Here is a 15,118-nt window from a genome sequence, read left to right on the forward strand (position 1 = left end):
TGACAGTCCTTGCCGCTTGGCCTATTATTGCCTGCGCGCTTCGACCGACAAGCGGACCGGCTGTGCTGTTTTCATAGCGATGACCTTAAGGAGTAAGCCCGATGAAGAGCGGTATTCACCCGGAATACAAAGAAATCACGGTATCCTGCGCCTGTGGCAATACGTTCCAGACACGATCGACGATCGACACGATCCACGTGGAGATCTGTTCGGCGTGCCATCCCTTCTATACCGGGAAGCAGAAGATGGTCGACAGTGCGGGCCGCGTGGAACGCTTCAACAGGAAGTACGGAATAAACGAGTAATCCTAAGGGCCGAAGTCGCCCGTTCCTTCCAGGCGCGATGGCCCGGCTTGCCACGACCATCGGTCGCGCCGCTCCCCTTTCCTATTCCATGCCTCCATGTTACTCCATCAACTCGAAAACATCGTACGACGCTTCGAGTCGCTCGACCGTCAACTGGCGGACCCTTCCGTAACCACCGATCCGAACAAAATGCGCGAAATCGGGCGGGCGTACCGGGAACTGACCCCGGTCGTCGACCGGTACCGCGTGTACCGGAAAGTCCTGGACGACCTCGAGTCGGCCCGGTCGGTACTGCAGGAGTCCGCGGCCGATCCCGACATGGCCGAACTCGCCCGGGACGAAGTAGAAAGCCTCGACCGGGAACGGACGGCCATGGAGGAGGAGCTCACGCGGATGATCGTACCCAGGGATCCCGAAGACGAGCGCAATATTATTTGCGAGATTCGCGCGGGTACGGGGGGCGACGAGGCGGCGATCTTCGCCGGAGAGTTGTTCCGCATGTACAGCCGGTACGCGGACAGCCGCGGATGGAAGACGGAAACGCTGAATGCCAACGGAGCGGAAAGGGGCGGCGTCAAGGAGGTCTTCTTCCAGATCGAGGGCAAGGGGGTCTACGGCAGGCTGAAGAACGAAAGCGGCGTCCATCGTGTGCAGCGGGTCCCCGTAACGGAAACACAGGGGCGGGTGCACACCTCCGCCGCCTCGGTGGTCATTCTGCCCGAAGCGGAGGAAGTCGAAGTGGAAATCGACGAGAAGAAAGACCTGGTCTTCGATGTTTTCCGATCCTCCGGCCCTGGAGGCCAGAGCGTCAACACGACCGATTCTGCGGTGCGCATTACCCATGTGCCGACCGGCCTGGTCGTCTCGTGCCAGGACGAGAAGTCGCAGCACAAGAACAAGGCCAAGGCCATGAAGGTATTGCGCGCCCGTCTGCTGGACATGGCCCGGCAGGAACAGGAAGCGGAGATGGCGAGCAGCCGCCGGTCCCAGGTGAGATCGGGAGATCGAAGCGAGAAGATCCGGACCTACAACTTCCCGCAGGGAAGGGTCACGGACCATCGCATCGGTCTGACGCTGTACAAGATCGACCAGGTCCTCGAAGGGGACATCGACGAGATCGTGGAGTCCCTGGCGGAGGCGGACCGGGCGGAGAAAATGGCCCAGTTGACGTCTGCATGACGCAGGCCGCCCGGGCCACCCAGGCCACCGGATGTGATTCATGAACGAATTCGAATGTCCCACCGCAACGACCGTGCTTCAGGCGGTTGACTGGGCGGCCCGGAAGCTGGACGGCCGGCCGGGTCACGTCAGTCCGGCGGGTCACGTCAGCCGTGTCGAATCGGAACTGCTGCTCGGCGAGGTATGCGCGTCGAGCCGACTCGGGCTGTACCTGGATCACGACCGGCGGCTCGACCCACTGGAATCTTCGCGGTTTTCGGCGCTGGTTGACCGGAGAATGCGCGGGGAGCCGGTCCAGTATCTCACGGGCCGTACGGAATTCTACGGTCGCGAGTTCGAGGTTTCGCCCGCCGTGCTGATCCCCCGGCCCGAGACCGAACGGCTCGTCGACCACGTGCGCCCCTGCCTGGATGGGGTGCACCACGAGCGGGCCGGAAGTCCGGCCGTGCGATTCGCGGACGTCGGCACCGGCTCGGGTGTCCTGGCGGTCACGCTCGCCCTGGAATGCCCGTTCGCGCGAGGGTACGCTACGGATGTTTCCCCGGGGGCCCTGGAGGTCGCGCGCAGGAATGCCGGCAATCTCCTGGGGGACCGTCACAGACGGATCACCTTTATGCAGGGTTCGATGCTGGCGCCACTCGATGCGCGTGGACCGCACGCCCTGGACCTGATCGTGGCCAATCCGCCCTACGTCGCTTCCCGGGAAATGGACGGCCTGCCGGAGGAGGTTCGCGGATACGAACCCCGGCTGGCGCTTCACGGCGGCGAAGGCGGACTGGATTACCATCGCGAACTCATCGACCAGGCCCCGCGTTATCTGAACGCAGGCGGGATGATCGCCCTGGAGATCGGCGCGGGGCAGTCCGCCGCGGTGGCCCGCTTGATGGCGGATCGCCGCGCCTATGGAAACGTGGAGATCGTGAAGGATTACAATGGCCTGGACCGCGTCGTGTCCGCCCAATACGTCGGATAGGCCAGGCATCACCGACCGGAAGGTGCAAAATGCTCAATAACCACCGCCTCATGATACTCGGAACAGGAAACATGGGATCCTGCCTGCTCGGCGGCATACGCAGAGCGAATCTCGTTCCCCCGGACCAGATCGTGATTACCGGCCTTCGGTCCGACCATCTGGAGGATCTGTCGAATCAGTGGGAAGTACGGTGGACCACCGACAACCGGGAAGCGGTGCGCGAAGCGGATATCGTCATGATCTGCCTCAAGCCCCAGGCCATCGAGCGCGTGGTGGACGAGGTACGCGACTTGCTGCGTCCCGACCAGCTGCTGATCACGATCGCGGCGGGGGTGACGACAGCCGGGATCACCGAAATGACGCGCACGGAGAATCCCGTCGTGCGCGTGATGCCGAACATTGCCTCGCTGGTGGACGAAGGGGCCGCCGCCATTTCACCGGGCAGGTACGCCGGCGAAGAACACAAGCAGATGGCCGCCCGGATCTTCCAGGCCGTGGGACGGGTCGTGTTCGTGAACGAACATCTGCTGGACGCCGTAACCGGGCTCAGCGGCAGCGGTCCCGCCTACATCTATATGGTCATCGAAGCGCTGTCCGACGGCGGCGTGAAAATGGGCCTGCCCAGGGACGTCGCCCTGGACCTCGCGGCCCAGACCGTGCTCGGCGCCGCGCGGCTGATCCAGGAGACCGGCAAGCACCCCGCGGTGCTGCGCGACCAGGTCCTGACGCCGGGCGGCACCACCATCGCGGCGGTCCACGACCTGGAAATCCGCGGATTGCGCAGCATGCTGATCAGCGCAGTCGAAACCGCCACCCAGCGATCGCGGGAACTCCGGGACGGCAAGTAGACCAGCCCCCTGGTCTACAGGTAGTGCCTGCCGTACGACGCACCGATTCAGTAAGCCCTCCAGTTTTTTTTCATTTTTTTTCAACGTACAGGATTGCGTAACCCGCGCAGCGCCCGGTATATCGGAGCCGCTACGCCCTTACCGCGTTTCTGGCGCCATATAGTGTCATTTCGAAGGTGTTCCGTGGCATATGGTGTCAACATATGATGTGTATCAACATATATATAGTCTTTTGTGCACATGGAGTTACGGAGTTTTCCTTATCCAAAGGTAAAGAAAACCGATGTAAGTCCGATTTTTTTTTTGACAATATGGGGGGCACAATGTAGTATAGTGGGTAAAAGTGGGACAAAGTGGGTCACCGAACATCCTAACTGCCAAACACTTGTGTAGTATTCTTGAATGATCACCTCACGTTAGGGTGTTTACTCCTTTGTATTTCAAGGAGATGACGGATGGTCAACTTCCTGGGATCATACACGCACACCGTGGATCACAAAGGACGGGTGAATGTCCCTGTGAAGTTTCGGAAGCACATCCGGACCGACGAGGACGATACGCTGATCATAACGCGGGGACTCGACGGATGCCTTTTCGTATATCCGATCGACGAGTGGGAGCAGATCGACACCCGATTGCGCGAACTGCCCGTCACGAAGCAGAACACGCGGGTATTCATCAGGATGCTCTCGTCGGAGGCCGTGGCGGTTTCCATGGACAAGCAGGGGCGCATCGCGCTTCCCCGGCAACTGATCGAACGCGCCGGCATAGCATCCGAAGTGCTGATCGTCGGTACGCTTGACCACTTTGAAGTCTGGAGTCCCAAGGAATACAAGAAGGTGATGGACGAATCGGGACACACCTACGAAGAAATCGCGGAATCCCTGTTCGTCTGATCATTTGAAGCCCATGGGCAAACGCAGCAGCGGAATAGTCATGGGTCTGGCAGATTCGTACATCCATGTTCCCGTTCTTGCCGGGGAAATAGCCGATATGATCGTCTGGAACAGTTCGGGCACATACGTGGACGGAACCATAGGAGGAGGCGGGCACGCGCGCGCAATCATGGACAGGCTTGATGAATCCGGCCGGCTGATCGGGCTGGACAAAGACCTCGAAGCGGTCCGCGTGTCCAGGGCCAGGCTTGCGGGCGGCGGAACCCCTCGCGTGGAAATCATGCATCGTGACTTTACGGAACTGGCGTCCGTGCTGAAAGCGGAACGCATCCCACGGGTGGACGGTCTGTTTCTAGACCTGGGCGTGTCATCGTACCAGATCGATACGCCCGGCCGTGGTTTCTCCTTCCAGTCCGAAGGTCCGCTCGATATGCGCATGGACCGGGGCGGGGCGCTGACGGCAGCCGATATCGTCAACGGGGGTTCCCGGGACGAAATCGAACGGATCATCGGGGAGTACGGCGAGGAACGGCAGGCCCGCAGCGTCGCGAACGCGATTGTCAGGAACCGCGCGAAGTCACCGCTGACCTCCACCACCGGGCTGGCAGAGACGATCAGGTCGGCGGTCCGCAGCAGATGGGCGGTCAAGTCCTGCGCCCGGGTGTTCCAGGCACTGCGCATCGCCGTGAACCAGGAGCTGGACAGATTGAGAACGGCATTAGACAACCTGCTGCCGCTGTTGAGCGGCCGGGGTCGTTTCGGAGTCATATCCTATCATTCGTTAGAGGACCGCATGGTCAAGCGTACGTTCGAAACCTGGGCTTCGGATTGCATTTGCCCGCCGGGTCTTCCGCAATGCGTGTGCCGGCACGAGCGCGTCGCCGTGATGCACACCAGGCGGGCCGTCGTGGCTTCACGGGAAGAGGTCACGGCAAACCCGCGGGCCCGAAGCGCCAGGTTTCGTATGATCGAACGTTTGCCCGACGATCAATCCGAACGCTGAAATCCGCACCACCTATTTCGACCGGAGAGGCCGACATGAAATCCGCATTCAGATTCTGCAGCGACCATCCGTACATGGGACAGTTGTTCAGCTGGATCGGTATGATCGCGCTCGTCACGTCGCTGAGCATGTTCTACATCTGGCACCAGGATGTAACCAGGACGCTGAAGCGGGAGATCCTTCAACTGGAGCACCAGAAGGAGGCGATGGAAAAGAAAAGCGCCTACCTGCACGTGCGGATCGTTCGGCTCGCGGAACAGCTCCGGAACGAAACCGTGGCCATGCAACGTTTCGAACTGGAACACGCGGCGGTAGGACAGGTCGTGGTCATGGACGCGGTGGACACGGCCGTGGCATTGGCCGGCACCGAGCCCGATGTAAGGGCGATCGCGGGAAAACCTTCGGAAGACGCATTGATCCTCGCCTCGTTCCGAACGGCTCGAGTGGATACCCGATGAGGAACACCCGATATGGTCGCGAAATCCTGTATGCGCAGACTGACCCTCCTCTTCGCGATCGGTATGTTGCTGTGTGCAGGTCTTGGATATCGAATCGCCCTGATACAGATTCGCGACGGCGAGACCTACAGGCAGCGAGCGCGTGATCAGCAGCACAGGGTCGTCACCATCGATCCCCGCCGGGGCCGTATCTTCGATCGAAACGGGAACACGCTGGCGCTGAGCGTCGAGTTCGACTCCTTCGGCATCCAGGATCTCGACAGGGCCCGGCTCAATAGCGCCGACGTCGGCAACCTGGCCGTACAACTCTCCCAGATCACCGGCGAAGATCCCCGGCATATCGTGGACCGGATTTCCGGATCCTCCGACTTCCGGTACCTGGTACGATGGGTGAATCCGGAGACCAGCGAACGGATAAGGAGTCTGTCCACCTACCCCCGTTTCGAACCCTATATCCGCACGGAAAAGGAAGCCAGGCGGGTCTATCCCTACCGGACCGCCGCCGGCCAGGTCCTGGGATTCAGCGTCGATGGTGCCGGACGGGCCGGGTTCGAAATGGAACATAACCGGCTGCTGTCCGGTATAGAAGGATACAGCGTAGTCCAGATCGATGCCCAGCGGCGGGCCTATACGTGGCTGGATGACTACCAGAAGTCGGCGGAGAATGGCGCGGACGTCGTCCTGACGATCGATATAGCGGCCCAGGTCGCCGCAGAACAGGTGCTCGAAGAGGCGATCGCATGGCACGAAGCCGTTGGCGGCATGGTCATCATGATGGATCCGGGAAACGGCGACATACTGGCCATGGCCAGTTCACCGGATTTCGATCCCAACACGCCGGGCCGATTCCCATTCGAAGCCCAGAAGATCAGGCCTGTGGTAGACACCTACGAGCCCGGTTCGACGTTCAAGATCGTCGCGGCGACCGCGGCCCTGGAGACCGGCGCGTTCTCGCTCGAAGACCGGATCGATACGAGCGGAGGGCGGATCGAATTGGGTACCCAGACGATTTCGGACCACGACGTCTTCGATGAACTGACCGTGCGGGAAGTCTTCGAGCATTCCAGCAACGTGGGTACCGTGAAAATCGCCCTGGAACTCGGCGAGAAGACCTTTTACGAATACACCCGGTCATTCGGTTTCGGCATGAAGACGGGCGTCGCACTGCCGGGCGAGGTCAATGGGATCCTGCACAAACCGGCCAGGTGGTCCAGGTCGACGCTGCCCACCATGTCCATCGGCTACGGGGTTTCCGTTACCGGGGTGCAACTGGCGGCCGCCTACTGCGCGGTGGCCAACGGGGGGCAGCTCCTGCAACCCCGGATCATCAGGTCCATCACGCGGAATGACGGTACGGTGGTGTCCTTTCCGAAATCCGTCGTTCGAAGAGTGATGAAGCCACAGACCGCAGAGACCCTGCTGAACGTATTTACCGGGGTGGTGGACCGGGGCACGGGGACGAAGGCGGCGGTTCCCGGATTCAAGGTCGCCGGGAAGACCGGTACGGCCTGGAAAGCGCGTGAGGACGGCAGGGGGTACACCCGGAACTACCGGTCGTCGTTCGTCGGCATGTTTCCCGCGTCGGATCCGGAAATCGTCGTACTGGTCATGATCGACGAACCGAAGAAGCGCGGTTTCTACGGTGGATCCGTAGCCGCGCCCGTCTTCAATAAAATCGTTCGCCGTCTCGTCCATATGCCTGACGGCCCGGTGGAATCGATTCCTGAATCCGATGACGGCCTGCCGCTGCACCTGGCCTCTATCGAACCGAATACCGCTTCGGATCGTGAATCCGAACTGTCCGACTGGTCAGGCCCGGGCTTCAGCGGACCGATGCCTCGAGACCTGTTGCCGATTGACGACCGCTGGGTAATCGAGCGTTCCGGTTCCTTCACCGGGGCGGAGCGGGCCCGGATCGCACTGCCGTCCGTGATCGGCATGAGCGTACGGGAAGCCGTCAAGACCCTGGCCGAAATGGGCATCGAAGCAACCATAGTCGGTACGGGTTACGTCCGGCGCCAGATTCCGGCACCGGGCCACGGAGTCTATTCCGGTGATCGATGCATCATCGAATGCGGCCCATACAACTAGCCGTCCCAGCGCTCACCCCGAGCAGACGACGGCCCTGAGGGTCAAGACCTTGATACAGCTTTCCACACTACTGGACGCGCTGCCTCGCAAAGAGGTGATCCGCCCGCCGGGTCTGACCGGCCGTACCGGCCAGACTGACCGGGCTGACCGGGCGGGCCGGGCTGACCAGGCTGACCAGGCTGGCCGGGAGATCGGCGGGATCGTCCATGACTCGAGGTCCGTTAATCCCGGCGACGTTTTCGTCGCGCTGCGCGAGCCGTCGGGCCGCGACGGCCACCGGTACGTTCGCGACGCGGTGGCGCGGGGCGCCTCGGTCGTGGTCCAGGAAAACGAAGAACGCCTCGATGACGCGACCACGATAATCGTTCAGGACACCTCCAGGGCTTACGGCCTGATGGCTGCCGCGTATTACGGCCGGCCTGCGGACGACCTCTGCCTGGTCGGCGTCACGGGGACCAACGGCAAGACGACGGTGTCGCTGCTGGTCGAGGCCATCCTCCGGGAGCGCGGCCGGTCCGTGGGTGGCATCGGCACGCTGGGCAGCCGGTACATGGGCGAGATGCTCGATTGGAAGCTGAGTCACACCACGCCTTACCCGATGGAGCTTCACCGCACCTTAAGTGAGATCAGGGATCGGGGAGGTGAATGCGTCGTCATGGAAGTATCCTCCCACAGCCTGGCCTGGCAGCGACTGTCCGGCCTGCGGTTCAGCACGGGCGTCTTTACCAATCTGTCCCGTGAACACCTGGACGACCACAAGACTTTCGACGCTTACCGGGAAGCCAAGACGCTGCTTTTCTCCGAACTGCTCGACGAGGAGGGCACCGCTGTCCTCAACATGGACGATCCCGCCTTCGTGCATTTCAAGAACGCCTCGCGCGCGCGCGTCCTTACCTATGGACTGGACAAGAGAGCAGACGTCCACAGGGCGGGTCCGATCGGATACCACGCGGACCGGACCACCCTTGCGGTGCAGGTGCGTTCCGATCCGCCGTTCAACGTGACGCTGCCGCTCCTGGGTCGATTCAACGCATACAATGCCCTGGCGGCGATTTCCGTGGGGCTGGAGTTCGGCATCGACGGCGCGCTGATGAACCGGGCCGTATCCGGGATAAAGGTGCCCGGCCGGCTGGAACGCGTCGACGCCGGACAGCCGTTCAACGTGCTCGTGGATTTCGCCCATACGCCCGATGCGCTCGGTGCCGTGCTGTCGACCTGCCGGGAATGGACGCGGGGGAACCTGACCGTCGTGTTCGGCTGCGGCGGGGATCGGGACCCGGGAAAGCGGCCCCTCATGGGCCGGGCGGCGTCCACCCATGCCGACGTTGTCATCGTGACGACCGACAACCCCAGAACGGAACCGCCCGACCGTATCATACGGGATATCGAGCCGGGCCTCCTGCCCAACGTCCGCTCCCATATCGTCCAGGACCGTGGAGAAGCGATTCGGAAGGCCCTGCGCGAAGCGGGCGAAGGCGACACCGTGCTGATTGCCGGGAGGGGAGACACGGTCTACCAGGTCGTGGGCGATGCGCAGATCGAGTTCGACGACCGGATCAAGGCCCGGGAATGCCTCGAGGCGCACTATGGATAATCACAACGGTACGGAGGAGCCCACTCTGATGGAGATAGCCGGAATCATGGGCGGCAGCCTGCACGTTCCGTCCCCGGCGCTTCGACGCAGCCGGATCACGGGCGTCTGTTCGGATACCCGGCGAATCGAGGCTGGCAATCTGTTCGTCGCGATTGCCGGCGAACGATTCGACGGTCACGACTTCGTACCCGATGCCATGCGCGCGGGTGCGTGTGCCTCCCTCGTCACGGACGACTGGCACGCGCGCCGGGCGGACCGGGAAGCCCCGGACGCCGCGCGAATCGTCGTACCCGCGGTAATTCCGGCACTGCAGGCTTTCGCGGGCTGGCACAGGAGGCGTTTCGACCTGCCCGTAGTCGCGGTTACGGGCTCCAGCGGAAAGACCACCACCAAGAACATGATCGCCGCCGTGCTGGGAGAACGCTACCGGGTGTTCAAGACCCCCGGGAATCTGAACAGCCAGTTGGGCGTCGCCGAAGCCCTGTTTACCCTGCATGGAGATCACGGCGCCGCGGTGCTCGAACTAGGCATGAACCATGCGGGCGAACTGGACCGGCTGTCCCGGATGACCCGTCCATCCATCGGCGTGATAACCAACGTGGGGCCCGCGCATATCGAGTTCTTCGAGTCCATCGAAGGCATTGCCCGGGCCAAGGGCGAGATCCTCGACCACCTGCCGGAAGGCGGGAGCGCGGTGTTGAACGCCGACGACCTCCTCGTCATGAAGCAGGCCGGCCGCAGCCTTGCGCGGGTGGTCACCTTCGGCCGCAGCGCGGGTGCCGACGTCAGGCTGGCACGCGTAAGGACCGAGTTGTCCGGATCGGCCTTCACATTGTCGGACGGGGCTTCCTTTCGAGTAAACCTGATGGGGGAGCACCAGGTCATGAACGCTGCGGCCGCCGTGGCGGTGGGCAGGCTCTCGGGAATCGCCGACCAGGCCATCGCCCGTGCGCTGCGGAGCGTCGAGCCCACGCCCATGCGCATGGAATACAGGAAGGCGGGCGCCGTTCACCTGATAAACGACGCGTACAACGCCAATCCGTCGTCTATGAAAGCGGCCCTGGACGCACTGGCAACGGCCGAAGGACGTAAACTGGTCGTCCTCGGAGACATGCTGGAACTGGGCGACCTGGGCCGGGCGGCGCACCGGGATATCGGTAGGCGCGCCGCGGAGGTGGCGGAGCGGATCATCACGGTGGGAGAACTGGCCCGTGAGATCGCCGTGGCCGCGGTGGACGGCGGCATCCCGGCTTCTCGCGTCGTGTCCTGCAGCTGCAACGACGAGGCCGCCGCCGCGGTACTGGCGGAAGTTGAAGACGGAGACGTGGTACTCGTCAAGGGATCGCGCGGCATGCGAATGGAAACCGTCGTGGAATACCTGGAGAAGTCGATCGGCCAGGGCGAAATGGGGTAAGCCCGTGTTGCATCAACGTATTGATCTTCCACTGCTGGTCTCGTCGCTGCTCCTGCTCTGCGTGGGCTCGGTCATGGTTTACAGCGCGAGTTCAGCCGTTGCCGCGGAGATGTTCTCCGGGGACAGCGGATTCTTCGTTAAACGTTACCTGGTGCGGTTGATCCTCGGAATCGTCGTCCTGATCCTCTTCGCCAGCCTGAATTACCAGAAACTGCAGAAGTGGTCCCCGATCCTGATCGTCATCGGCATGGGGTTTCTGGCCCTCGTATTCGTTCCCGGTATCGGGATGACCATCCGAGGAGCGTCGCGCACGATAAACCTGTTCTCCATGACGATTCAGCCCGCGGAGGGGGTCAAGATCGCCCTGGTGATCTTCCTGGCCTACTGGCTGGCCAGGCGCCAGCACGTCATGGAACGGTTTTTCACCGGTTTTCTGCCCGTGCTGGCGGTGATCGGGGCCACCTGCCTGCTGATCGGCCTGCAGCCGGATTACGGCACCGCGATCGTGCTGGCCGCGACCGCCTTCGCAGTGCTCTATGTCGGCCGAGCCCGGTTACTGCACCTGGCAAGCGCCGTGGGGATCATGATCCCGGCCCTCTTCTACAAACTGTACTCGTCCGCGCACAGCCGGGGCCGGCTCATGACCTACTTCGAACGGTTTTTCGGCGATTCCGCCGATCAGGCCCAGAATTTCCAGGGCGCGGACTACCAGTTGCAACAGGCACTGATCGGCCTGGGCACGGGAGGCGTGTTCGGCAACGGACTGGGGCAGAGCCGGCAGAAGTTCCTTTTTCTTCCCGATCCCCATACGGATTTCGTGTTCGCGGTGATCGGTGAGGAACTCGGGTTCCTGGGGTCGGTGGCGGTGCTGGGCCTCTTCGTCGTCTTCGCCTGGAGAGGGGTCCGCATCGCCCGCATGGCGCCGGACGCCTTCGGGTTTTTCCTGGCATCGGGGCTGACCATGCTCATCACGCTGCACGTGCTGGTGAACATCGGGGTGGTGACGGGCTTGCTGCCCACCACGGGCCTGCCGCTGCCGTTTCTGAGCTACGGAGGGTCCTGGCTGCTCGTCTGCATGATGAGTATCGGGATCCTGCTTAACATATCCAGAATGACCTACCGCCGTCAGAGACTGCAGTATGACTGATCGGACAGACGGAACCGGCCGGACCGAAAGGGCCGGCCGGCAAGGACCGGAGATGACTTGCCGCCACGCGCATTTCATCGGGATAGGCGGAATCGGCATGAGCGCACTGGCTGAACTGATGCTCGGTTATGGATACAAAGTCAGCGGGTCGGACCTGCGGGGCACGCAGTTGACCGACCGGTTACATGGTCTCGGAGCGTCCGTCTTCAAGGGCCACGACCCGGCCAACGCGGAGGGTGCGGACCTGATCGTGTACTCCTCCGCCATCCCCGGGGACAATGCCGAGCTCGAGGCGGCCCGCCGGCTGGGCCGGCGCACCGTCACCCGCGCCGAACTGCTCGGCATCCTGACGCGCGGGACGCAGGGCATCGCCGTGGCGGGCACCCACGGAAAGACCTCCACGTCGGCCATGATCGTCAAGGTACTGGCCGACGCGGGGCTGGACCCGACGGCCGTCATCGGCGGGGTCATGACGGAAAACGGATCCAATGTCCGCCGTGGAAACGGTCCCTTTATGGTCGTGGAAGCCGATGAATACGACCGTTCGTTCCATGCGCTGACGCCCGCGGCGGCCGTGATCACTTCGGTGGACGCCGACCACATGGAATACTACGGTTCGCAGGAAGCCATCGATGAAGCCTTTACCGTCTTCGCCCATCTCGTACCCGAGGACGGGTCCCTGATCGTGTGCGCGGACGACCCGGGCATCGGCAGAATCCGGCCCGGCCTGCGTCGCCGCCTGGTGACCTACGGGCTTTCGGCGCAAGCCTGCATCCGGGCGGACCGGGTGGAATCGAAAGGCTGGAGCATTTCCGCCGAGGTGTACGTGCGGGACGTTCCGGCCGGCCGGCTGGTACTGCCGCAGCCGGGCGAGTGCAACCTGTCAAACGCACTGGCCGCCATCGCCGTGGCCGACGATCTCGAGCTGCCCGTAGATCGGACCATGTCGGCCCTGGCGGAATACCGGGGGCTGAGAAGGCGATTCGAAGTGCTGGGCAGCATCGGCGGCGTCACGGTGGTGGACGACTACGCCCACCATCCCGTCGAAATCGAGGCCGCGCTGCGCGCAGTGTCGAATGCGGGCGCCCGGCGCATGTTCGTGGTGTTCCAGCCACACCTTTACAGCCGGACGCGGAATCTGCGCCGAGAATTCGGACACGTGCTTGGGCGGTTTCGCGCATACCGGACGATCGTTACGGACGTATACGCGTCCAGGGAATCTCCCCGGGACGGGGTGACGGGTGAGATGATCGTCCACGACGCGAGCGCATTCGGCGGAAACGTCGCGTATATCCCGGACAAGGACCGGGTAGCGGCAGCGTTGGTGGACGATCTCGAGCATGGAGACCTGGTGCTTACTCTCGGCGCGGGGGACGTCGGCGAGGTGGGAAGCCAGATTTGCGAACTGCTGCGGAAAAGCGGAGTCCGGTCTCATGGGAATGTCTGAAATCTTCAGCGGGTTGGTGCCTGCCGGGCGGCTCCGGCTGAACGAGGGGCTCGACCGGCATACCACCTACCGGGTGGGGGGACCGGCCGACGTGATGTGTTTGCCTGAAACCCGGTCGGAGCTGCTCGAAATCGTCACCGCGGCCAGGGTGCACGAGGTCCCCTGGCTGGTGCTGGGGAACGGGAGCAACATGCTCTTTTCGGATGACGGATTCAGGGGGCTGGTCATCAAGATACGCGGATCGACCCCGGCGGAGGGGACGCTGTGGCATCTGAAGCAGGAAGGCGAATACCTCCGGGCCGGCGCCGGCGTCAGCCTGCCCCGGCTCGCCTGGTCGGCGGCGGCCACGGGACTGGGCGGGCTGGAGTTCTGCACCGGGATTCCCGGCGTGGTCGGCGGGTCCGTCCGTGGCAACGCGGGCGCCCACGGGAGCGATCTGGGTGGCGTGCTGGAGTCGATTGAGCTGATACAGCCTTCCGGCGACATCGAGACGATCCCGGCCGGCGATGCGGGGTTTTCCTACCGGGAGAGCGGTATCGATCCGGGCGGCATCGTGACCGGGGCCGTGTTCAGGCTGACGCCGGACGAGCCGGAAAACGTGTATGAACGCATACGGGATTTCACCGAATACCGGAAGCGCACGCAGCCGTCCGCGGACCAGAGCGCCGGATGCATGTTCAAGAACCCCGAGGACGGCACGGCGGGGAGGCTGATCGACGCGGCCGGTTGCAAGGGCCTGCAGGTCGGGGGAGCGAGGGTGTCGGACCTCCACGGCAATTTCGTAATCAACCAGGGCGGGGCGACGGCTTCGGACGCGTTGAGGCTGATCGACATGGTTCGCGAGCGGGTCTTCGAACGGACCGGCGTAGCCCTTGAACTCGAGGTGCGCGTGATGAAATCGGGGGTCGTATGAAGCTAAACAGGACGCATCCCGCGGCCAGGCTGATGCTTGGACTCGCGGCCGGTCTGCTCGTCTCGGGCGCGGTGGCCGGTCTGGCCATGGTCGGCCTGGCGCTGTCCGAGTGGACGAAGACCTCGCCGGCGTTCAAACTGAACACCATCGACGTCGCGGGGAACCGCTTAGTCGGCAAAGAAGATATCATCGCGGTTTCCGGTCTTGAGCGTGGACGGAACATCTGGTCGGCCGACCTCTCGGAGACCGAAAGGCGACTTATGCTGGACCGGCGGTTCGTACAGGTCGCGGTCACCAGGAGACTGCCCGGTACCGTCGTGGTCCGCGTGGAGGAACTGCAACCGATCGCTTTCGTACAGCTGGACCGGCTGTACGGCGTCTCGGAACGCGGCGAGCTGATCCCCCTGACGCCCGGCAACGGGCTGCCGGATCTTCCCGTGATCACCGTCGACGCTTCAAGCTACCGGCAGGCGCCGGGTACCGCGGAGCCGGAGGACCGCAGTTTCGAATCGCTGAGAGACGCCATGTCGGCCAATCCGGAGATGGCCCGCGCGCTCTACCTGATGCGGGTGCTCAGGACGATGTCTCCGGCGATGTATGACGAGTTGTCCGAGATACACGTGTCCAGTCCCGATGACCCGGTCGCCTACATGGTCGAAGGCGGTCTGGCCATACGGTTCGGGACGGGTCACTATCCGAGGAAGATCGAGATGTTGAAAAGGACGGTGGAACAGCTGGAAGCCGATGCCATCCGTACCCGCCTGATCGACCTGCGGTTCAAGGACCAGGTCATCGTCCGGCCGATCGTATCCAACCGGTCCGGGAGCGGGAGATCGTAGTGGCAAAAGGA

General features: G+C 63.0%; 14 protein-coding genes. All 14 read left to right on the forward strand.

Annotation, left to right across the window (positions count from 1 at the left end):
• Nucleotides 1–101 precede the first annotated feature (101 nt).
• The 14 genes from rpmE to F4Z81_10235 all read left to right on the forward strand — a co-directional run bounded on the left by rpmE (nucleotide 102) and on the right by F4Z81_10235 (nucleotide 15,107).
• Nucleotides 102–305, forward strand: coding sequence for a 50S ribosomal protein L31 (gene rpmE / locus F4Z81_10170; protein ID MXW05418.1), 204 nt, complete (start codon nucleotides 102–104; stop codon nucleotides 303–305).
• A gap of 96 nt (nucleotides 306–401) precedes the next feature.
• Nucleotides 402–1,484 (forward strand): peptide chain release factor 1, encoded by a 1,083-nt coding sequence (gene prfA, locus F4Z81_10175; protein MXW05419.1) that lies wholly within the window; start codon nucleotides 402–404, stop codon nucleotides 1,482–1,484.
• Between the two features lie 40 nt (nucleotides 1,485–1,524).
• A complete protein-coding gene (gene prmC / locus F4Z81_10180) occupies nucleotides 1,525–2,457 on the forward strand; it encodes a peptide chain release factor N(5)-glutamine methyltransferase (protein ID MXW05420.1) in 933 nt (310 codons plus the stop codon).
• Nucleotides 2,458–2,486: 29 nt separating this feature from the next.
• Nucleotides 2,487–3,305 (forward strand): pyrroline-5-carboxylate reductase, encoded by an 819-nt coding sequence (gene proC, locus F4Z81_10185; protein ID MXW05421.1) that lies wholly within the window; start codon nucleotides 2,487–2,489, stop codon nucleotides 3,303–3,305.
• 455 nt (nucleotides 3,306–3,760) lie between these two features.
• Entirely contained in the window at nucleotides 3,761–4,201 is a 441-nt protein-coding gene (gene mraZ / locus F4Z81_10190) for a division/cell wall cluster transcriptional repressor MraZ (protein ID MXW05422.1), read from the forward strand.
• Between the two features lie 13 nt (nucleotides 4,202–4,214).
• The gene (gene rsmH, locus F4Z81_10195; protein ID MXW05423.1) at nucleotides 4,215–5,204 is read left to right on the forward strand and encodes a 16S rRNA (cytosine(1402)-N(4))-methyltransferase RsmH; all 990 of its coding nucleotides are present in this window, start codon (nucleotides 4,215–4,217) and stop codon (nucleotides 5,202–5,204) included.
• A gap of 35 nt (nucleotides 5,205–5,239) precedes the next feature.
• Entirely contained in the window at nucleotides 5,240–5,662 is a 423-nt protein-coding gene (locus F4Z81_10200) for a hypothetical protein (GenBank protein MXW05424.1), read from the forward strand.
• A 12-nt stretch (nucleotides 5,663–5,674) separates the two neighbouring features.
• The gene (locus tag F4Z81_10205; GenBank protein MXW05425.1) at nucleotides 5,675–7,753 is read left to right on the forward strand and encodes a transpeptidase family protein; all 2,079 of its coding nucleotides are present in this window, start codon (nucleotides 5,675–5,677) and stop codon (nucleotides 7,751–7,753) included.
• Nucleotides 7,710–9,347 carry a UDP-N-acetylmuramoyl-L-alanyl-D-glutamate--2,6-diaminopimelate ligase gene (locus F4Z81_10210; GenBank protein MXW05426.1) on the forward strand — a complete coding sequence of 546 codons (1,638 nt, stop codon included), beginning with the start codon at nucleotides 7,710–7,712 and terminating at the stop codon, nucleotides 9,345–9,347. Before F4Z81_10205 ends, F4Z81_10210 begins: the two co-directional genes overlap by 44 nt.
• Entirely contained in the window at nucleotides 9,283–10,761 is a 1,479-nt protein-coding gene (locus F4Z81_10215; protein ID MXW05427.1) for a UDP-N-acetylmuramoyl-tripeptide--D-alanyl-D-alanine ligase, read from the forward strand. Before F4Z81_10210 ends, F4Z81_10215 begins: the two co-directional genes overlap by 65 nt.
• A 4-nt stretch (nucleotides 10,762–10,765) precedes the next feature.
• Nucleotides 10,766–11,908, forward strand: a complete 1,143-nt coding sequence (gene ftsW / locus F4Z81_10220; GenBank protein ID MXW05428.1) for a putative lipid II flippase FtsW — start codon at nucleotides 10,766–10,768, stop codon at nucleotides 11,906–11,908.
• Complete coding sequence (locus tag F4Z81_10225) at nucleotides 11,901–13,355, forward strand: UDP-N-acetylmuramate--L-alanine ligase (protein MXW05429.1); 1,455 nt, start codon at nucleotides 11,901–11,903, stop codon at nucleotides 13,353–13,355. The genes ftsW and F4Z81_10225 overlap by 8 nt, the downstream gene beginning before the upstream one ends.
• Complete coding sequence (murB, locus tag F4Z81_10230; protein ID MXW05430.1) at nucleotides 13,249–14,268, forward strand: UDP-N-acetylmuramate dehydrogenase; 1,020 nt, start codon at nucleotides 13,249–13,251, stop codon at nucleotides 14,266–14,268. Before F4Z81_10225 ends, murB begins: the two co-directional genes overlap by 107 nt.
• Entirely contained in the window at nucleotides 14,265–15,107 is an 843-nt protein-coding gene (locus tag F4Z81_10235) for an FtsQ-type POTRA domain-containing protein (GenBank protein ID MXW05431.1), read from the forward strand. The genes murB and F4Z81_10235 overlap by 4 nt, the downstream gene beginning before the upstream one ends.
• The last annotated feature ends 11 nt before the right edge of the window (nucleotides 15,108–15,118 follow it).

The organism is Gemmatimonadota bacterium (assembly GCA_009835325.1).
GTDB lineage: Bacteria > JAAXHH01 > JAAXHH01 > JAAXHH01 > JAAXHH01 > JAAXHH01.